Annotated in this window: 17 protein-coding genes; 9 read left to right on the forward strand and 8 right to left on the reverse strand. The window is 57.6% G+C overall.

Going from position 1 to position 18,446, the window contains the following annotated elements; all coding sequences use genetic code 11:
* Nucleotides 1-42: 42 nt before the first annotated feature.
* The 3 genes from DCS96_RS05475 to DCS96_RS05485 form a co-directional block, all read right to left on the reverse strand.
* Nucleotides 43-1,374 carry a mechanosensitive ion channel family protein gene (locus DCS96_RS05475; protein WP_116473312.1) on the reverse strand — a complete coding sequence of 444 codons (1,332 nt, stop codon included), beginning with the start codon at nt 1,372-1,374 and terminating at the stop codon, nt 43-45.
* Nucleotides 1,375-1,747: 373 nt separating this feature from the next.
* Nucleotides 1,748-2,998 carry a D-amino acid dehydrogenase gene (locus DCS96_RS05480; protein WP_116473313.1) on the reverse strand — a complete coding sequence of 417 codons (1,251 nt, stop codon included), beginning with the start codon at nt 2,996-2,998 and terminating at the stop codon, nt 1,748-1,750.
* A gap of 240 nt (nt 2,999-3,238) precedes the next feature.
* Nucleotides 3,239-6,010, reverse strand: coding sequence for a hybrid sensor histidine kinase/response regulator (locus DCS96_RS05485; protein WP_198649930.1), 2,772 nt, complete (start codon nt 6,008-6,010; stop codon nt 3,239-3,241).
* Nucleotides 6,011-6,195: 185 nt separating this feature from the next.
* Between DCS96_RS05485 and DCS96_RS05490 the strand changes: the two genes are divergently transcribed.
* Nucleotides 6,196-6,675: an SLC13 family permease gene (locus DCS96_RS05490; protein WP_116473315.1), complete on the forward strand. Its 480-nt coding sequence runs from the start codon at nt 6,196-6,198 to the stop codon at nt 6,673-6,675.
* A gap of 237 nt (nt 6,676-6,912) precedes the next feature.
* Nucleotides 6,913-7,443 carry a hypothetical protein gene (locus DCS96_RS18535; RefSeq protein WP_157953587.1) on the forward strand — a complete coding sequence of 177 codons (531 nt, stop codon included), beginning with the start codon at nt 6,913-6,915 and terminating at the stop codon, nt 7,441-7,443.
* Nucleotides 7,444-7,519: 76 nt separating this feature from the next.
* On the opposite strand, the gene DCS96_RS05505 is transcribed toward DCS96_RS18535, so the two are convergent.
* Nucleotides 7,520-7,732 carry a DUF1127 domain-containing protein gene (locus DCS96_RS05505; RefSeq protein ID WP_116473318.1) on the reverse strand — a complete coding sequence of 71 codons (213 nt, stop codon included), beginning with the start codon at nt 7,730-7,732 and terminating at the stop codon, nt 7,520-7,522.
* A gap of 307 nt (nt 7,733-8,039) precedes the next feature.
* Here DCS96_RS05505 and DCS96_RS05510 point away from each other — a divergent pair, with 307 nt between their 5' ends.
* The 4 genes from DCS96_RS05510 (at nt 8,040) to DCS96_RS05525 (ending at nt 11,921) form a co-directional block, all read left to right on the forward strand.
* Entirely contained in the window at nt 8,040-9,518 is a 1,479-nt protein-coding gene (locus DCS96_RS05510) for a sodium-dependent transporter (protein WP_116473319.1), read from the forward strand.
* Complete coding sequence (locus tag DCS96_RS05515; protein WP_116473320.1) at nt 9,515-9,619, forward strand: MetS family NSS transporter small subunit; 105 nt, start codon at nt 9,515-9,517, stop codon at nt 9,617-9,619. The genes DCS96_RS05510 and DCS96_RS05515 overlap by 4 nt, the downstream gene beginning before the upstream one ends.
* A 132-nt stretch (nt 9,620-9,751) precedes the next feature.
* Entirely contained in the window at nt 9,752-10,648 is an 897-nt protein-coding gene (locus tag DCS96_RS05520) for a DNA replication terminus site-binding protein (RefSeq protein ID WP_116473321.1), read from the forward strand.
* 76 nt (nt 10,649-10,724) lie between these two features.
* Nucleotides 10,725-11,921: a Bcr/CflA family multidrug efflux MFS transporter gene (locus tag DCS96_RS05525; RefSeq protein ID WP_116473322.1), complete on the forward strand. Its 1,197-nt coding sequence runs from the start codon at nt 10,725-10,727 to the stop codon at nt 11,919-11,921.
* A 1-nt stretch (nt 11,922) separates the two neighbouring features.
* Here DCS96_RS05525 and DCS96_RS05530 read toward each other — a convergent pair whose 3' ends face one another.
* Nucleotides 11,923-12,831: a LysR substrate-binding domain-containing protein gene (locus tag DCS96_RS05530; protein ID WP_116474541.1), complete on the reverse strand. Its 909-nt coding sequence runs from the start codon at nt 12,829-12,831 to the stop codon at nt 11,923-11,925.
* 167 nt (nt 12,832-12,998) lie between these two features.
* Between DCS96_RS05530 and DCS96_RS05535 the strand changes: the two genes are divergently transcribed.
* Together DCS96_RS05535 and DCS96_RS05540 are read left to right on the forward strand one after the other, a co-directional pair.
* A complete protein-coding gene (locus tag DCS96_RS05535) occupies nt 12,999-13,928 on the forward strand; it encodes a DMT family transporter (protein WP_116473323.1) in 930 nt (309 codons plus the stop codon).
* A gap of 144 nt (nt 13,929-14,072) precedes the next feature.
* Nucleotides 14,073-15,023, forward strand: a complete 951-nt coding sequence (locus tag DCS96_RS05540) for an NADH:flavin oxidoreductase/NADH oxidase (protein WP_269801912.1) — start codon at nt 14,073-14,075, stop codon at nt 15,021-15,023.
* Between the two features lie 106 nt (nt 15,024-15,129).
* On the opposite strand, the gene DCS96_RS05545 is transcribed toward DCS96_RS05540, so the two are convergent.
* A complete protein-coding gene (locus tag DCS96_RS05545; protein ID WP_116473324.1) occupies nt 15,130-16,320 on the reverse strand; it encodes an amino acid aminotransferase in 1,191 nt (396 codons plus the stop codon).
* Nucleotides 16,321-16,514: 194 nt separating this feature from the next.
* The gene (locus DCS96_RS05550) at nt 16,515-16,880 is read right to left on the reverse strand and encodes a SpoIIAA family protein (protein ID WP_116473325.1); all 366 of its coding nucleotides are present in this window, start codon (nt 16,878-16,880) and stop codon (nt 16,515-16,517) included.
* A 323-nt stretch (nt 16,881-17,203) separates the two neighbouring features.
* On the opposite strand from DCS96_RS05550, the gene DCS96_RS05555 reads away from it, so the two are divergent.
* On the forward strand, nt 17,204-17,761 hold the full coding sequence (locus tag DCS96_RS05555; RefSeq protein WP_116473326.1) for a porin family protein: 558 nt from the start codon (nt 17,204-17,206) through the stop codon (nt 17,759-17,761).
* Between the two features lie 61 nt (nt 17,762-17,822).
* Here DCS96_RS05555 and DCS96_RS05560 read toward each other — a convergent pair whose 3' ends face one another.
* The gene (locus DCS96_RS05560; RefSeq protein WP_116473327.1) at nt 17,823-18,443 is read right to left on the reverse strand and encodes a PepSY domain-containing protein; all 621 of its coding nucleotides are present in this window, start codon (nt 18,441-18,443) and stop codon (nt 17,823-17,825) included.
* Nucleotides 18,444-18,446: the final 3 nt, after the last annotated feature.

Here is an 18,446-nt window from a genome sequence, read left to right on the forward strand (position 1 = left end):
ACAAAAGCTGTAAACATGGTACCCGACCCAGTAACGATTTGCCTACGGCTCTTCCGGCGCGCTCGGGGCCACCTCGGTCAGGGAATGGGGGGCCGACTTGATATGCAGATCTCGCTGGGGATAGGGAATGGTAATACCGGCCTGTTTGAAGGCACGCCAGATGGCCAGGTTGATTTGGGAGCGGATATTGCCGACGCCGGCTTCCGGATCCCGAATCCAGATCCGCAGTTCCAGATCAATACCGCTTTCACCAAAGCCGCGCAGCTGGACCGTGGACTCGGGATAGGCCAGCACCCGGGGAGAGGTCTGAATCGTCTCCAGCATCAGGGCCATGGCCTGTTCCGGATCATCATCGTAGCTAACCTGTACCGGAATGCTGATCCGCACATAGGGATCGGTATAGCTCCAGTTAATCACTTCCGAGATGATCAGGTTTTCATTGGGGATCAGGGTTTCCACCCCGGCCCGGCTCTTGACCACCACATAGCGGGCGCGCAGTTCCTCGACCCGGCCAAACTGCCCCCCAACCGTGATCACATCGCCGGGCTTAATGGATCTGTCCAACACCAGGATAAAACCACTGATGAAATTGCTGGCGATACGCTGCAGACCGAACCCGATCCCCACACCCAGGGCACCGCCGAACACCGCCAGGGCGGTAAGATCTATGCCCACCGCGTCGATGGCGAGCAAAAATGCCAGGGTGATCAGGAAGAACTTGCTGAATTTGGCAAAGGCAACCTGCATCGAGGGTGCCATATAGGCCGACAGCTTCATCCGTCGTTCCAGTAATCCGGAAATCCAGAACGCCAGGGTCAACAACAGGGCCACCAATACCACCAGTTTGATGGTCGACAGCAGGGAGATACGGGTCCTGCCCATGTCGAAGGCCACCGCATCCAGGGTTTCAGTTACCGCCGGCAGCCAGCCCAGCAGATGCAGGGCCACCACCAGCCAGATGCCGGTAGAGACGATATTTTCCCAGGCCAGCAGCATGGGCGTGGGCGGAAATCCCTTGCGCAGCAGGTAGACCAGGATACGAATGAGCACCAGGGAAAGCAGCAAGGGCACCACAATGTCGATAAGCACTACCGGCAATGCCAGCAACATCAAGGCCCCCTTGCCGAGCAGCCCCCACAGCAACATGGACAGGGGAAACACCACCTTCTGAACGGTCCGTCGAGTAACATGACGCAGGCCCGAGGCCGGCGTGCCTTCATCCAGGTGCAGCAGCCGGCTGGCAAGGCGATTGACCGCCAGGCCCCCCAGGGCCGCCAGCAGCAAGACGATCAACTGATAGAGGACGGTAGCGGAAAGGATCTGTTCAAACCAGAGAGGCAGGTGTTCAAGCAGCTGGGCGAGCTTTTCTTCCATGATGACTCCATATTCGTATCACTAAACTCTATGCCATCCGCTGTTTCCCTGCCACAGCAAGCCCCAAACCCGGCGCCTGATCGTTAACCCCTGCCAACTGGCATCGCGGCGGGGTCGCCCCTCCTACAGCAAACCCAATCCCCGGCAATTGACCCTGTGGGAGGCGCGACCTCGCGGCGAGTTGACCGAAGGCCATCAACATTGTCACCGGTTTCAGGCAGATGGGAAAGCGGGGCCATATGGATCAGGTCATTTAATATCCTGCGGATATTATCGCGCCGGGGTCGACGCTCCTACAGAAGTCGCTCTCACAAACAGACAAGGTCCTTCCATAAAAGAAGAGGGCCTCTGGTAAGAGGCCCTCGTATCGCGATCAGTAGCGGCTGATTGACAGTCCCTGCGGATCTATGTCCGGCTGTCTGCCGCTGATCAAATCCGCGATCAGCTTGCCCGAGCCCGGGCCCATGGTCCAGCCCAGGGTACCGTGGCCGGTGTTCAGCCAGAGGTTTTTGAGACGGGTGCCGCCGATAATGGGCGTCCCATCGGGGGTCATGGGCCGGAAGCCGGTCCAGAAACTGGCCTCTTCGATATTGCCGCCCTCGGGGAACAGGCTCCTCACGGAATGGGCAATGGTCTCGCGCCGGGCCGGTGTCAGATCACGGTTGAAGTCGGCCAGCTCTGCGGTACCGGCCGCACGGATCCGCTTGTCGAAGCGGGTAATGGCCACCTTGAAGGTTTCATCCATCACGGTGGACTGGGGAGCGTCCGCATCTTCCTTCACGTCTATGGTCAGCGAATAGCCCTTGACCGGATAGATCGGCAGGCGGATCCCGACGGAATTGAGCAGGAATGGAGAATAACTGCCCAGGCAGACCAACACCTGATCGGCGGTTTCCAGCCCCTTGTCGGTCTGTACCCCGCTGATCCGCTCGCCGTCGCGCACCAGGCCCTTGATATCGGTGTTGAACTTGAAGGTAACGCCCTGCTCGATACATTTCTTCACCAGTCCCTTGGTAAAGAGGTTGCAGTCACCGGTTTGATCTGCGGAAAAGTGCAGGCCGCCTACCAGCTTGTCTTTTACCCGGGCCAGTGCCGGCTCACGGGCAATGCACTCTTCGACATTAAGCATGGCATGGGGCACTTTGAAATCCTGCAGCACCTTGATGTCCTTGGCGGCATCATCTACCTGCTTCTGGGTGCGGAAGACCTGCAACAGGCCCTGCTTGCGGCCTTCAAAGGACAAATTCAGCTCATCCTGCAGGGCGTTGACACACTGCCGGCTATACTCGGATACCCGCACCATGCGAGACTTGTTGATGCCGTAGGATTTTTCGTTGCAGTTGGCCAGCATCGACAGCATAAACTGCCACTGCATCGGATTCAGGCTCGGACGCACCTTGAGCGGGGCGTGCTCCTGAAATATCCACTTGATGGCCTTGGCCGGAATACCGGGGCCGGCCCAGGGAGACGACATACCAAACGACAGCTGTCCGGCATTGGCAAAGCTGGTCTCTTCGGCCGCTTCAGGCTGCCGATCCAGCACCACGACCTCATGACCCTGCTGGGACAAATACCAGGCACTGGTTACACCGACAACCCCACTACCCAAGACCAAAACTTTCATAACACTTCCCTATAAAGATGCGAACACACCGACAATATCATCTAAAAAAAGAAGGAAATCCAGAGCAAAAGCATAGCCTCAACAGAGCGTGTCTGGCCAGCCTGAGCGCTAGCCCTGACAACGCTGTATGTTCCGCTGAAGCGCCAATATTTACAGGATGAAAGTTTGGATTATTTTTGTAAAACTGGAATTATATTCTACATTAATAAAAATTGTGATTGAGTTGGCAAAGTGAAAAAATCATTCTTCAACAGACTCTGCTGACCAGGATAAATGGTTCAAAGCCTGGGCGGCCTGCTCCCGGGTTTTGGCAAAGACGCGGGTCAGCTCCTCTATTGCTCCCCGTGACAAGGAAGCCCCTTGCCGCCCTTCGGCCATCAGCGTGTCCGCCAGGGTGGCCAGTGGCTCGGCATGAATATTGGCAGCGACCACCGCCAGCCGATGCAGTACCCGGCCTGCTTCCGGGCCGTCTCCATTGGCCAATGCCGCCTGCAATTCCCACACATCATCCTGATGCTCGTCGAGGAACAGCCTGAGCAACAGTGCAAATGCATGACGGTCCCGCTCAAGCCGGCTGCGGACCTGCTCCAGGGCCAGGTAGTCGCCTTCCCCGCCATGAGCATCACTATCCCGCAGGCCACCGTTATCGGCCTCCGGAGCGGCCTGGGCCTCACTTTGCCCAGGGCCCAAACCGACCTGGAGCAACGCCTGATACAATTCGATGCGATTGACCGGCTTGGTAACATAGCCATTCATGCCCGCTTCCAGGCTGGTTTCCCTGTCGCCGCGCATGGCGCTGGCGGTCAGAGCGATAATGGGAACCCGGTGGTTAACCCCGAGCTTGCGGATTTGGCGGGTGGCCTGGAGGCCATCGAGGATCGGCATCTGCAAATCCATCAAGATGGCGTCAAAGGTTTTTTTAGACACCATGTCTATCGCCTGCTGGCCATGATTGGCCAGGGTCACCGTCACCCCCACTTTAGCCAGAAACTCGACAATCAGTTGCTGGTTCACCCTGTTGTCTTCTGCCAGCAAAAGATGACACCCCATCAACCGCTTACGGTAATACCAGGTATCGTCTGTATTGGCCGATAACAGCGCCATGGCCTCGGGCCGGGGATTGAGTACCTTGCTCAGGCAGGCCAACAGACTTTTTTCGGTGACCGGTTTGGACAGAAAGTGGCGGATCCCCAGGCTGTCCATCTGCCCTGCTGGCCGCTCCCGGCCAAAGGCACTGGTGATCACGATATCAAGCCGCGCCAGATGGTGCTGCCGAGTTATGAAACTGGCCAGCTCCATGCCGTTATCGTGCCCCAGGCGGCAATCGATCAGAACCAGCCGCAACTCGCTCCCCCGCTGCTGGATGATCTCCCTCGCCGACATGCTGTCCCTCGCCGTATAGAGCACAAAGCCGGCTTCCCTAATGATGCGGCCCATGATCTCAAGTACCAGCTCATTATCATCAACCAACAATATTTTCTGGCCGGGAATAAAGACAGGCTTGTGGTCTTGATGGGCACCGGCAGCGGCCTCACGCAGGGGCAACACCACCTTGAAGGTCGACCCCAACCCGGGCTGACTCTGTACCGAAATGGTGCCCCGCATCAATTGCACCAGGTGCCGGCTGATGTTGAGCCCCAAACCACTGCCGCCATATTTACGGGTGGTGCTGGCGTCCAGTTGAGTAAAGGGTTTGAACAGGCTGACCAACTTTTCGGGCATAATGCCGATGCCGGTGTCTTTCACTTCAAAACACAATTGCTGGCTGTTTTCAGGGTTGAGATAAACAGCCAGCACCACTTCGCCTCGCTCGGTAAACTTGACCGCATTGCTGACCAGGTTGACCAGTACCTGCCCGAGCCGAAGGGGATCGCCCTGCAAATATTCGGGCACTTCCGGGGACTTGTTGATGATCACCTCCAGCTGTTTTTGCTCCGACATATCGGCAAACAGGCCCGATAGGGTGTCCAGTTGCTGGTTCAGATCAAAGGCAATATCCTCTAGCTCCAGCTTGCCCGACTCCACCTTGGTCAGATCGAGGATATCGTTGATCAATAGCAGCAGGTTATCGGAGGAAGTGCGGATCTTCTTGATATATTCGGCCTGCTGGGCAGTGAGAGGGGTCTGCTGTAACAAGGAGCTGAAACCGATAATGGCATTCATTGGCGTGCGGATCTCATGACTCATATTGGCCAGAAAGTCGGTTTTCGCCCGCGCCAGGGCCATGGACGCCTGATTGGTTTGCGTTAACTGCTTGTTGCGCACATGCAACCACGCCATGCCGGCACTAAAGATCACGCCCAATATCAGCGCCAGGTTGAGCAACAGACGCTCCTTGGTACGTTTCAGCTGGGCCTCCCAGCTATTTTTTAACTGCAGCAGTCCGGTGGCGTCGTCATCCCCCAGCCGCCGGCGCAAGTCGATGATGCGCCTCAGGCTCTGACGATACAGTTGGTGCCCATACAGCAGATCACTCAGCCGTTCTTCAGCCCCGCCAGCCAGGGATTGGGCGACATTGGCCAGATGATCGACATAGGCCGGATGGGAGGCATGCAGATAGAGTTCACTGAGTTCGGACAAGCGGCCAATGCGGGCAGCTTGCTCCGGGCCGACCGTCTCCAGCTGCTCGGCATGTCGATGAAACACGTTCAGGGCATAATGCAGGCGCAACTCTTCTTCCTGCAACCGGCTCAGTGCTGACAGATAGTTGTGCAGCTCGGCCATCACCGGCTGCAACGCCGGCTCCTTGATCCGACGCCCTTCAAGATAGTCATTAAAATGGCCTAGGCTCAGCAACAGGTCTTGGATCTTGCCCTCCAGACTGATGCCATTTCCCGCATCCAGCATAATGATGTCTTGATGCACCTGGTGCAGGTCATTGACCAGGGGAGCGGCCCGGCTTGCCAGTTCACGATAATCCCGGTACTGCCGTTCCAGCCACAGGCTGTTGATGGCCAATCCAAGCAACAACAACAGGGCCGTAAGCAGGGTAATTCGAATAGACTTTGGCATTCGGAGACTCGACATTCTGACTGGCGACAACTCTGCTTATGATAATCGGGCCGGGTAACGCAAGACAAACGGCCCGTCCTGTGCCGGGAATCATCTAAACAGCGAATGCAGGTACAAGCCCCACCGTTGGCCTATTATAAGCTCATGTTCTTTCAACCAATAATAACAAGTGACTGAGCGTAGAGATGCCTACAGCTCCCCCTCAAAAAACATTCAGTATCGGCAGCAAGGGCTGGATATTGCTGGCCGACATCTGTTTATTCGCCATCCTGCTGGTCGCCCTGCCCTTCGAGCCCGATGTCAACAAGGGTTTGAGCCTGTTGATCTGTATTGCCGCATTATGGCTGACCGAGGCGATACATATCACCATTACCGCGCTGATGGTCTCCCTGTTGGCTGCGGTGATGGGCATATTGGACACCGGGACCGCCCTCAGCAACTTTGCCAACCCCATTATCTTCCTGTTCCTGGGGGGCTTTGCCCTGGCCGCGGCCATGCACAGCCAGGGATTGGACAAGCTGATCGCCAACCGCATCCTGCAGCTGGCCAATGCCATCGCCTTCGGCAGCGGCCTGATCCGTCAGGGCCAGATGATGAGGGCCGGCGTTGTCCTCAACCTGGCCTGTATCGTCGTGCTGGTTTGCTACTTCTATTGCTTGGGCTGATTATCCTGCTCCTGTACCAATCCGCCCGCTGCGCCATTCACCAGACGCTCGGCCAGCCGTAAACCCGATGTGGCAACACGCAGCCATTGGGCGTCCGGAGTGACTGCGGACATGTGCCCCGCTTGCATAGATATAACGGCTCGGCTGTCGCTCTGAGCGACACCGGGTATCCTATACTCGATTGGGGGGATGAAAGGAAAGTCGGAACAGTTCAAAGATTTCAAGCTGGAGGTCAGCATGAAAAGCAAATTAATCATCCCGTGTGTTTGTCTTGGCTTATTTGGGAGCGGTTCAGTACTGGCCGCTGACAAAGAGGCGATGATAACCAGCGCGGAAAGCGCAGGTCCCGTCGCCGTGACAGCGAACGCAACCATCAAGGCTCCAGATGGAACAGTCCTGCGAGAGGGAACGAACAGCTACACCTGTTATCCTCAACAAGAAACCATCGGCCCTATGTGTAATGAGGCCGTCTGGGACGCCCTCATCAATGCAATGCTGAACAAGAAGGATTTTCAGCCCAATACACTCAGCGTGTCCTACATGCTGGCCGGTGAAGGCAGCGCCCTCGGCGTCAGTAACAGCGATCCCTATGCCACCGACCCCGACAAAAGTGACGACTGGGTGAAGGAAGGACCCCACCTGATGATCGTTGTTCCCGATCGGGCAATGCTTGAGGGGTTGTCAACAGACCCGAACGACCCAGTTTACGTCATGTGGAAAGATACCCCATATGCGCACATCATGGTCAAGGTGGCGGCCGATAAATAAGTCGTCGCATACTAACTAATAAAAAAGCCGCTGTAGTGACAGCGGCTTTTTTATTGTGGCGCATCCTTGCGATGTATTACCGTTGCCAGAACGGCTTGCTGATTTCCCGATAACGGTCCGACTCGTGCAGACCAATGTCTTTTAACAGATAGGCAGGCAATTCCGCCAGTTCACGACGGCTGCGGTTGCGTTGCAGCCAGGTATTAATTTTGGCCAGGACACCGGCTTTGTTCTGCTGCCGGCGAGATGTGTGAGTAAAGGTAACGGTTTGCTGAAGAGTCTGGTTCATGATGCGCCTCCGGTTAATTTCACGGCAAGAATACTGCCGGCCAGGGCGGGTCTCAAGCTACCTTTATTGTGAAACATAATTAGTTTTTCTAATGCTAAAACAAGAAACAACAAAACCCAACCCACTGTAAAAAATGAAGTTATTAAATATTAACAAGAAGAAGCAAACCCTTTAACATTTAACCAAAACTAATATATGAATTATCATTCATTTGGGGTGCCAAACCATTCTCCCTAACGTTTCTTTCCTCCCGTCCACTGCCGGCTACACTATTGTTAATTAAAATCATTGTGCCCGAGGGATCATTATGAGTCGTGAACAATGGGGTTCCCGCGCCGGCTTTATCCTGGCCGCAGTGGGGTCGGCCGTGGGGCTGGGCAATATTTGGCGCTTTCCTTACATGACCTATGAAAACGGCGGTGGGGCTTTCTTTATTCCTTATTTGTTTGCCCTGCTGACCGCCGGTATCCCCTTTATGATACTGGAATTTTCCCTCGGCCATAAATACCGCTCCGGGGCCCCCAGGACACTGGCCAGCCTCAACCGCCGCTTCGAGTGGCTGGGCTGGTTCCAGGTGATGATCTCGGCCGTGATTGCCTGTTACTACGTGGTGGTGATCGCCTGGGCTATTTCCTATTGCTATTTTTCCTTCACCCAGGCCTGGGGGGAGGACAGCAATGCTTTCTTTTTCGATACCTTCCTGGGCCTGACCGGTGATAATTCCCCCTCCAGCCTCGGCGGCCTGCGCGTCCACCTGCTAATCCCTCTGTGTCTTGCCTGGGCGACCACCTACATCGCCACCTACCGGGGTGTACAGGGCGGCATCGAAAAAATAAACAAGGTCCTCATGCCCCTGTTGTTCCTGCTGGTGCTGTACCTGATTGCCCGCATTGCTTTCCTGCCCGGTGCCCTCGACGGCATCAACTGGATGTTCGCCCCCGACTTCAGCAAGATATGGGATCCCAAGGTGTGGTCCGCCGCCTATGGTCAGATTTTTTTCACCCTTAGCGTCGGCTTTGCCATCATGATGTCTTATGCCAGCTTCCTGCCGGAAAAATCCGATATCAACAATAACGCCTTCATGACGGTATTGATGAACTGCGGCTTCTCCATGCTGGCCGGCATCATGGTGTTCGGCGCCCTCGGCTACATGGCCCATGCCCAGAACACCGAGCTGACGGAGGTGGTCAGCTCCGGCGTCGGCCTGGCATTTGTCACCCTGCCGACCGCCATCAGCCTGTTGCCGGCACCGGGCATCATGGGCCCGTTGTTCTTCCTGGCCCTGGTCTTTGCCGGCATCAGCTCACATATTTCGATAGCCCAGGCGGTCATTACCGGATTGATGGACAAGCGGGGCTGGAACCGCCACCGCACCTCGACCCTGTTCTGTGCCCTTGGGTTTGTGATCAGCCTGTTGTTTATTACCCGGGGCGGCCTGCTGCTGCTGGACCTGGTCGATTACTTTATCAACAATGTCGCCCTGCTCGGCGCCTGCCTGCTGGAACTGCTGCTGGCAGGCTGGCTGTGCCGGCTGACCGATTTCCAGCATCATGCCAATCAGCTCTCGGAATTCAAAATCGGCAACTGGTGGCTGTTCTGTATCCGTTTTGTGTCGGTCGGTATCCTGCTGATCCTGCTGTTCAACAATATCCTGGGCGCCTTCAGGGAAAATTACGGCGGCTACAGCAACCATGAGATCTATTTCATCGGTTGGGGCTTGATCGGCATCATGCTGCTCCTTGCCCTGTCGATCAACGCCGCCAGCAGGCAGGAGTCACGCTTATGACCACGGGCGCCATCATCATGATGATCATCGGCCTGGGGATTACCTGGGGCGGGGCCGCCATCTGCCTGGCCGTGGCCATCAGGGCCAGGAAAGGCAAATAGTCCCGGTTGGTTCCGGGCTGCGGCCCGGGACTCATTCTGGCACTAATTTGAGCCTCTTTCCTCCGCGCCCCCTTGCCCGCCTTTCTCTTCGCTGTTACATTGAGGGTCAACCTATGTATGTTGGCATAATATATGTTTACACTCGCCGCCCGCCTGCGCGCTACCCTGGAACAACTGGAATCTACCCTCAACACCCTGACCCAGCTGCTAGGCCAACCTGGCACCCACGTCCTGCAGGCCGCCTGCTATCCTCTGCCCGATGTGCCGGCCGGCAAGGAGCACGATCCCATCGAGCAGATCAGCGTCTCTCGCCTAACCGATAACGCCGCCCTGGCCGCCGCCTTGCAATCCTATCGTCAATGGCACATGCGCACCGACTGCTCGAGCAAGGCCAGTTTCCGGCTACCCGGTTATCTGGTGCTCCCTACCGATGCCCGGCAAGCGCTGTCCCCCCTGGTCGAACAGATAAACCAGCTCAAGCAACAGTTTCGCAGTCAGGTGCAGGAGGCCGAGGGCCGGGATAAAAAATTCACCCTGGTGCACGACACCTTTCCCGGGCTGATCACCCTGCAGGTTTATCGCCAGCTGGTGCTGCTGCCCCGCCCCGTGTCCCGGTTGGGTTTTACCTGGGCCAACAAGCAGATCATCCGCAAGATAGACAAAGACGAACTGGTCGGTCAGCTCAATGCCGCCAAGGCCAGTCCGCCGGCGCTGACCGATCCGCTCACCTGGCAGCAATGCATCGACCGGGAAATTTATGATGTAAAACGGCTGCCGGCCGGGGTAGAGCTGCGGCTGCGGCGACCGGTCAAGACCCATCCCATGGTCAATGTACGCTGGGCCGAAGAAATCAGCCCCCGCCAACAGCAGGTAAAGGCCCACCTGCCGCTCCTGCTATGCCAGGATACTCTGCCGGCCGTAACCCCATTGGGCGATTACCCACCGGCCAAAACCCGGCAACGCCGGCCACAGCGTATTGCCGATGAGCCGCTGATCCCCCGTCTGCATATTTATCCCTATTATCCCTGAGAGACCGAAACTCCTTTTGCCTGAACACCGTTACCATGGTTAAATTGGTTTCAATTGTTACTTTTGGATAAACTGCATGGGCCTCCCTTTTTCCCTGTTGTTGCTGCTGGCCAGCCTGGCCGGCCTGACCCCCCTGGCCATCGACATGTACCTGCCGAGCCTGCCCACCATAGCGCAGGATCTGGGCGTACCCATCTCCCAGGCTCAATTGACCATCAGCGTATTCCTGGCGGGGTTTGCCCTCGGCCAGCTGTTTTACGGGCCTCTGGCCGACAGCCTGGGTCGCAAGCCGGTGATGCTGCTGGGCACCGCGATTTTCAGCCTGGCCAGCCTGGGCTGCGCCTTTGCCGACAGCATAGAAACCCTGATGGCCTTTCGTCTGCTGCAGGCGGTGGGTGGCGCAGCCAGCTCGGTAGTGCTCAATGCCCTGTTGCGGGATATGTTCGACCGGGACCAATTCGCCCGGGTAATGTCGCTGGTGATGCTGGTGATGACCCTGGCGCCCCTGCTCGCCCCCCTGGTGGGTGGCTACCTGCTGCTGATCGCCCACTGGCACAGTATTTTTATTCTGTTGGCGGTGATCGGGGTACTGGTCAGCCTGGCACTGGCCGTCAAGATCCCCGAGACCATGAAGCCCGAACACCGGCAACCCTTCCACCTACTGCCCATTCTGCGCAATTACGGCAAGGTGCTGCGGCACAGGGCGGCGCTGGGCTATATGCTGTGCGGTGCCCTGACCACCGCCTCCATGTTCGCCTTTATTTCCGGCTCGCCCCTGGTCTATATCGAAATCTTCGGGGTGCCGCCCCAGCATTACGGCTTGTTGTTCGGCCTGAATATCGTGCTGATGATGCTGCTCACCTTTGGCAACAGCCGCCTGGTCCGCCACCTGGGCAGTGATCGCCTGCTGCAGCTCGGGCTGACCGTTTCGGCCCTCGCCGCCGGCCTGCTGCTGGTCAACGCCATCGGCGGGTACGGCGGCCTGTGGGGCATAGTGGTGCCGGTGATGATCGTCATCGCCCAGATAAGCCTGGTCGGCGCCAACGCCATGGCCGGCCTGCTCGGCCACTTCCCCCAGTCTGCCGGCACGGCCTCGGCGCTGGCGGGCACCCTGCGCTTCGGCATGGGGGCGGTGGCCGCCTTCGCGGTGAATAGCAGCCCGATCCTCTCCCCCGTACCGATGACCGCTGTGATGGCACTCTGCACCAGCCTGGCCCTGCTCGGCTACTGGCTGCTGGTGCGCCCTTCCCTGACCAGGGTTGCACCAGCCTAACTCAGGGAGGTGCGCCCATCCCCGATTTGGCAAACTGCTCCAACAGCCAGTCTTTCAGGGTATTGGCCACCCGGCTGAGACGATGCCGCCTGGGATGAACCAGGTAGTAGCTTTTATCCAGGGGCAGCCACAGTCCGAAGGGCTCTATCAATTCCCCTCGCTGCAGTTCTTCCTGCACCAGCAGGTGGTTGCTGAGCACCACACCCTGGCCCCGCTTGGCCGCATCGATCGCCAGCAGGGTCTGATCGAAATACAGGGCGGGCATCCGCTTTATCGCCTCCGGATCCAGGCCGGTAAAGCGGGTCAGCCAGTCATTCCAGAAGGGATAGGTCGTGGCCACTATCAGGGTGGCCTGGCCAAGCTGATCCGGATGCCGCAGAGCCAGGGCGTCACCATAGGCGGGGGCGCAGAACAAGCGAACTTGGTCATCGAAGACTTCATGCACCTCGAGTGACGGATCGCGGCCGTCAAAATGCCGTATCGCCAGATCAACTGCCTCCCGCTGAAAATCAACCGTATGATTGGAGGCATTGATATGGACCTCGATGTCGGGATGTCGACTCACGAAATCCCCCAGGCGAGGACCCAGCCATTTGGCCGCCAGGGTTTGCGACAACGACAGCGACACCGAATTCGATGAGCGTTCCCGACAGGCCTCGCTGGCGGTGCTGATCTGCTCCAGCGCCGGCGCAATGCGACTGAAGTACCCCATGCCCCGCTCGGTCACCTGCAGCTGGCGCACCTGCCGGACAAACAGCGGGTACCCCAGCCAGTGTTCCAGTTTTTGCACCTGCTGCGAGACCGCGCCCGGGGTCAGGTGCAGCTCTTCGGCGGCCTGCTTGAAACTGGCATGGCGAACCGCGGCCTCGAAGGCCACCAGGGCCCGCAGCGGCGGCATGGGCTTATGCATCAGGATTTTCCCGCCAACAGGGCTTGAAACCAGGATGAATATGCCATTCATCACCTCATCATGAAATAGATTATCTATTTTATACGGCAGATTAAATCGTTTGTCGTGCCAATTCAAATCACCAAAATTAAGCGATATCGAATCGGGATGACAGATGGGAGCACGACATGAAATATCTGCCTGTTACGGCCTTTTTGGCCCTGGGGGTGATCTGGGGAAGCAACTTCGTATATATGAAGCTGGCGGCCGAGCTGATCTCGCCTGCCCAGATCGTGCTGCTGAGGGTCGCTTCCGGATTCTTGCCCCTCGCCATATATGCCTACTTCCAGGGAGCATTGAAACTCGCCCACCTGAAACATACCGGTCACTTTGTGGTCATGTCTCTGCTGGCGACGGTGATCTACTATTATGGCTTTGCCAAAGGGACCTCGCTGCTGCCCTCCGGCGTGGCCGGCGCCCTCAGCGGCGCCATTCCCATTTTTGCCCTGTTGATAAGCATGCTCCTGCCTTCCGGAGAGGCGGTATCCATCAAACGGCTGCTGGGTCTGGCGGCCGGGCTTTCGGGGGTGATCCTGATTGCCCGCCCCTTCTCGGGCGAGGCGGCCGCCACCAATGTCGAAGGCGTTATCTATATGGTCTCGGGCTCGTTAAGCGTCGGCGCTTCTTTCATTTATGCCAGGAAATACATAGTGCCCCTGAACATATCCAGCGCGGCGCTGACCACTTACCAGCTCGGATTGAGCCTGATCATCCTGTGCATCATCACCGACTACAGCGGCATGGCAAGCATCAATGCTGATCTGCACGCGGCGGCCGGCGTCTTCCTGGGCCTGGGCCTGCTGGGGACGGGCCTCGCCTACCTCATCTACTACTACCTGATAGCGCAATGGGGCGCCGTCTCCGCCTCCTCGGTGACCTATATCCCCCCCGTGGTCGCGCTCCTGATCGGCTCGATCCTGATGGGTGAAGATATCGGCGCCATTGAATATGTGGCGACAGGCCTGATAGTTATCGCCGTCATGCTTATCAATCAGAAGACCCACAACACAGTGACCCGACCCATGCCCAGCAAACAACTCACACCGGAGGAACAATAATGTCCCGGCTATTTTCTGCCTTAACCATAAAAGACGTCACCTTCAGAAACCGCATCGGGGTTTCTGCCATGTGCCAGTACAGTTCAGTCGAGGGTGTCGCGGGCGATTGGCACCTGGTGCACCTTGGCTCCCGGGCCGTGGGCCGTGGGCGGTGCGGGCCTGATCATGTCGGAAGCCACCGCTGTCACCCCAGAGGGGCGTATCACTCCGGGCTGTGCCGGCATCTGGAATGATGAGCAAGTAGAGGCGCTGCTCCCCATCACCCGTTTTATCGAGCAACAGGGCGCCGTGCCCGGCATCCAGATAGCCCATGCCGGCCGCAAGGGCAGCGCCGCACGGCCCTGGGAAGGGGGGCATCACCTGCGCAATGAAGAAGGCGGTTATGACATCATGGCCCCGGGCAACGAGCCGTTCGACAGCGACGGCGTCCGCCTCTGGAAAACACCGCGCATGATGACCTTAGCCGATATTGAACAGACCCAGGCCGCCTTCGTCGCCGCCGCTGAACGATCTCTACAGGCAGGCTACAAACTGCTGGAGATCCACGCGGCCCATGGTTATTTGCTACACAGTTTTTTTACGCCGCTGGCCAATAACCGCCAGGATGAATACGGGGGCAGCCTTGAAAATAGGGCACGAATGCTGCTGGAAACCACGAAAAAAATCCGGGATGTCTGGCCGGAACATCTGCCGCTGGCGGTCCGGCTTTCGGTCGCCGACTGGGATGATCAGGGGTTGACCGTTCAGGACAACATCCAAATGGCGAAGTGGCTCAAGGAGCTGGGTGTCGACCTGATCGACTGCAGTGCGGGCGGCGCAAGCCCCGCTTCACGCAGTTCATTGGGCAGCCGTAATGCCGATCAGATAGGGTTGGCCGCCGGCATCCGGGAAGGTTCGGATATCAGGACGATGGCGGTCGGTGCCGTTACCGAAGCGGAACAGGCGGAAAAAATCATCGCCACTGGTCAGGCCGACTTGGTGCTGCTCGGTCGTGAAATGCTGCGTGACCCCTACTGGCCTTTCCATGCGGCCCAGATCCTTGGCGTGGATACCAAAACCATGATGCCGGTGCAAAATGCATTTTTTGTCGGCTGAACATCACTGAAAACATAAAAAAGGGGCCGGTTGCCTTGGCAACCGGCCCCTTTTCAGGTTAATACCCCGTCTCGCGGAGTCCCGCTTATCGGTTTAAAAGCAGCGTTTAGATAACGGCAGCGATACCTTCACAGAGGGCATCGATATTGGCCTTGGTAATACCGGCCACGCTGATGCGGCCGGAGCCGACGATATAGATACCGAATTCGTCCTTCAGGCGGGCTACCTGCTCTTTGCTCAGGCCGGAGAACGAGAACATGCCGTTCTGGCGGGCAATAAAGCTGAAATCCTGATCCACACCCAGGGCGCTCAGTTTCTCGACGAACAGGGTACGCATTTCCTGAATGCGATCGCGCATCTCGGCCAGCTCGACCAGCCAGTCCTGATACAGCTCCTCGTCTTCCGCCACCAGGGACACCACGGCGGCACCATGCGAAGGCGGGTTAGAGTAGTTGGCACGGATGATCGACTTGACCTGGCTGAAGGACGATTCGGCAGCGTCGGCGTCGGTGGCCACCAGGGTGAAGGCGCCCACCCGCTCATTGTACAGACCGAAGTTCTTGGAGAAGGAGCTGGCAATCAGCAGCTCGCTGTTGTGCTCGGCAAACACCCGCAGGCCATAGGCGTCTTCTTCGATGCCTTTGGCAAAACCCTGGTAGGCAAAGTCGAACAGCGGCAACCAGCCCTTCTCGGCAGACAGCCTGGCCAGTTGCTGCCACTGTTCGGCGGTGGGATCGATACCGGTCGGGTTGTGGCAGCAGCCGTGCAGCAACACAACGTCACCGGCCTTGGCCTGACTCAGATCGGCCAGCATGGCGTCGAAGTCCAGATCCTTGGTGGCGGCGTTGTAATAACCGTATTCTTTCACTTCCAGGCCGGCGGCGGTAAACACGGCGCGGTGGTTGGCCCAGGTCGGGTTGGAGATCCAGATGGTGTTGGTCTCGAGCTGGCGGGCGATAAACTCACCGGCAATGCGCAGCGCACCGGTACCGCCGGGCGCCTGGGCAGTGCGGGCACGAGCGGCAGCGACAACGGCAGAATCGGCACCGAACAGCAACTTCTGCACCACGCGGCCATAGGCCTCGGTGCCTTCTATGCTGAGATAGCTCTTGGTGGTCTGCTCCTGCACCAGGCGGGCTTCTGCTTTTTTCACGCAGCGCAGCACCGGGGTCTGGCCTGCTTCGTCTTTGTAGATACCCACGCCCAGGTTGATTTTGTCGGTACGGGGATCTTTGCGGAAAGCATCGGTCAGGCCCAGGATAGGATCGGCCGGTGCAGCTGTGACCTTCTCAAACATAGCGTTTTAAATTCCTTGTAAAAAATTTTAGGGGGCAGTCAGGCTCCCTCTCGAGAGCCGGCCCCTAGTTATAACATTTGCCCGGCCATTAAAAAATGGCTTTATAAACGGCGAGGGCTGGTCTTGCCCTTTATCGGGTGCCCGACAGGGTGCGCAGAGCCCTCGCCGTCATCGGGTAAATCCGCCGGTCCGGGCTACTCGGCAAGCCAGGCTTCGGCTTGCTGTGTTTGATCCGGCTCGAATGCCTTGATCTCCAACCCGGGGATCAAGGCCCCTTCCCACTGGCTGACGGTGCGCACCCAGTCTTGCTCGGCCACCACGGCGACCTTGTCAAAGCGCCTGATCATCCTGAACAATGCCGGAATACGGGAAAGCTCCACCCCAATGGCACCCAGGGTGGGCCAGTCGAAATCACCGATACGGTACAACATCCTGCCGTGCTCTACGCCACCGGTTTTTTCCACCAGCGCGTCCAGCGCGGCCTTCATCTCATCGCTGTTGAGCTTGCCACTGAATTCGATATCCAGTCGGTTGGCTCCGTTTTCCACTATGTTGAACATGCTTCCTCCCGGTATTGACCGATGGCGCAGCCCCGCCGGGCCGTGCCCTGACCCCACGCCGAGGCCGGCTGAGCCAAGCCCCGAACAGATGAATAATACGGTCAAAAATTAATCAACTCGCATACCAACCAGTATACTTGGAGAGAGAACAACTCTGTCCGCAAGGCAGCACATTGACAGTAAAGGATTGACAGAAACAGTTGTGATCTCGGGTGTGTTAACCCTGACGTCGTTGCCTTGTGCTCCCACGAGCGCGGGCACAATCCAACGATTTGAGTGCTTGGTTGATGTGTTGATGATTGATCCAGGCAAGGAGTTTCTTCATGAATACGCTCAAGAAACTTTCACTGGCCCTGTGCGTCAGCGCTTTACTGATCCCTGCCTACACGCAGGCCCAGAGTATGCAAACCCAGGAAATCGGGCCGCATCAAGGCGACCGGGAGTTCTCGCTGTCCGGTACCGGTACCAGCGATAAGGACTTCGACAACAGCAGTTTTGGCGTATCAGCCGATCTCGGCTGGTATTTATCCGACAGGACGGTAGCTGGGGTGCGCCAGAGCGTCTCCTACGCCGATATCCAGGGAGAAGACCTCTCCGATGACTTCTGGAACGGCAGTACCCGCGGCTATATCGACTATCACTTTGGCCACGGTGCGGCCCGCCCCTTCGTGGGCGCCTCACTCGGTGCCATCTATGGTAACGGTGTGGAAGAAACCGGTACCGCAGGCCTGGAGGCAGGCCTGAAATACTACGTGCTACCTTCCACCTACATACAGGCGCGTGCCGAATATCAATTCCTGTTTGACAGCGGTGATAGCGCCAGTGACAACTTTGATGACGGTGCCTGGGCCTACGTGTTCGGTATCGGCTTCAACTTCTAAATTAAATGCCCGACCGGCATTGACCAGCCTCTTACGAGGCTGGTTTTCTTTTGTTTCGGTTTTATCCTTTAAATGAAGTGTCTGGCGGGCGCCTGAAACACAGCCTGAGCCCCACCAGCGCCATGGTCAGCAATAACAGCAGGCCCAGTATCCCCAACCACCGGTTTAATACCCCGGACGGCAACCATTGCAGATAATGCACCCGATACAAGCGGTTGATAAGCCGGGTGTCGTTTCCTTCCTGACGCAGGGAGAGAGTATCCCAGTCCAGGCTGATACTTACCCCGGTACTGGTGTGGGCGCGGTTGCCGGCCAGAGCCGTAATATTGCCGTAGCGTGCCGGATTGGCCGCCATGGCATCCTGCAGCAACAGCCTGAGCTGGGTTTCATCCGGCAGCGCCGCGGGGGACTGACTGCCCGGCTGCAGGTGCCGCCACCGTCCTTGACTCTGCACCAGCAAATGCTCGCCCAGCACGGTTCTGATCAGCCGCACCTGCTGCCAGTGCGGCTCGGGGGAGATAACTGTCGCCTGCGACAATGGATAGCTTTTGACCGCCAATTGCTCATAAGCGCCCTCGTACCCGGGCTTGATAAAAAACACCAGGCCGGTCAGCGCCCAGCCGAACAAGGGCAGCAACAGCAGCAGCCCCAACAAACGGTGAAGTTGTCTTGTCTTGCGCATTCA

Source organism: Zobellella maritima, assembly GCF_003075035.1.
Taxonomy (GTDB): Bacteria; Pseudomonadota; Gammaproteobacteria; order Enterobacterales; family Aeromonadaceae; genus Oceanimonas; species Oceanimonas maritima.

Bases quoted from the DNA above. Each gene is read 5' to 3' on its own strand.
- DCS96_RS05475 (WP_116473312.1), bottom strand. From the start codon at position 1,374: ATGGAAGAAAAGCTCGCCCAGCTGCTTGAACACCTGCCTCTCTGGTTT.
- DCS96_RS05480 (WP_116473313.1), bottom strand. From the start codon at position 2,998: ATGAAAGTTTTGGTCTTGGGTAGTGGGGTTGTCGGTGTAACCAGTGCC.
- DCS96_RS05485 (WP_198649930.1), bottom strand. From the start codon at position 6,010: ATGCCAAAGTCTATTCGAATTACCCTGCTTACGGCCCTGTTGTTGTTG.
- DCS96_RS05490 (WP_116473315.1), top strand. From the start codon at position 6,196: ATGCCTACAGCTCCCCCTCAAAAAACATTCAGTATCGGCAGCAAGGGC.
- DCS96_RS18535 (WP_157953587.1), top strand. From the start codon at position 6,913: ATGAAAAGCAAATTAATCATCCCGTGTGTTTGTCTTGGCTTATTTGGG.
- DCS96_RS05505 (WP_116473318.1), bottom strand. From the start codon at position 7,732: ATGAACCAGACTCTTCAGCAAACCGTTACCTTTACTCACACATCTCGC.
- DCS96_RS05510 (WP_116473319.1), top strand. From the start codon at position 8,040: ATGAGTCGTGAACAATGGGGTTCCCGCGCCGGCTTTATCCTGGCCGCA.
- DCS96_RS05515 (WP_116473320.1), top strand. From the start codon at position 9,515: ATGACCACGGGCGCCATCATCATGATGATCATCGGCCTGGGGATTACC.
- DCS96_RS05520 (WP_116473321.1), top strand. From the start codon at position 9,752: ATGTTTACACTCGCCGCCCGCCTGCGCGCTACCCTGGAACAACTGGAA.
- DCS96_RS05525 (WP_116473322.1), top strand. From the start codon at position 10,725: ATGGGCCTCCCTTTTTCCCTGTTGTTGCTGCTGGCCAGCCTGGCCGGC.
- DCS96_RS05530 (WP_116474541.1), bottom strand. From the start codon at position 12,831: ATGCATAAGCCCATGCCGCCGCTGCGGGCCCTGGTGGCCTTCGAGGCC.
- DCS96_RS05535 (WP_116473323.1), top strand. From the start codon at position 12,999: ATGAAATATCTGCCTGTTACGGCCTTTTTGGCCCTGGGGGTGATCTGG.
- DCS96_RS05545 (WP_116473324.1), bottom strand. From the start codon at position 16,320: ATGTTTGAGAAGGTCACAGCTGCACCGGCCGATCCTATCCTGGGCCTG.
- DCS96_RS05550 (WP_116473325.1), bottom strand. From the start codon at position 16,880: ATGTTCAACATAGTGGAAAACGGAGCCAACCGACTGGATATCGAATTC.
- DCS96_RS05555 (WP_116473326.1), top strand. From the start codon at position 17,204: ATGAATACGCTCAAGAAACTTTCACTGGCCCTGTGCGTCAGCGCTTTA.
- DCS96_RS05560 (WP_116473327.1), bottom strand. From the start codon at position 18,443: ATGCGCAAGACAAGACAACTTCACCGTTTGTTGGGGCTGCTGCTGTTG.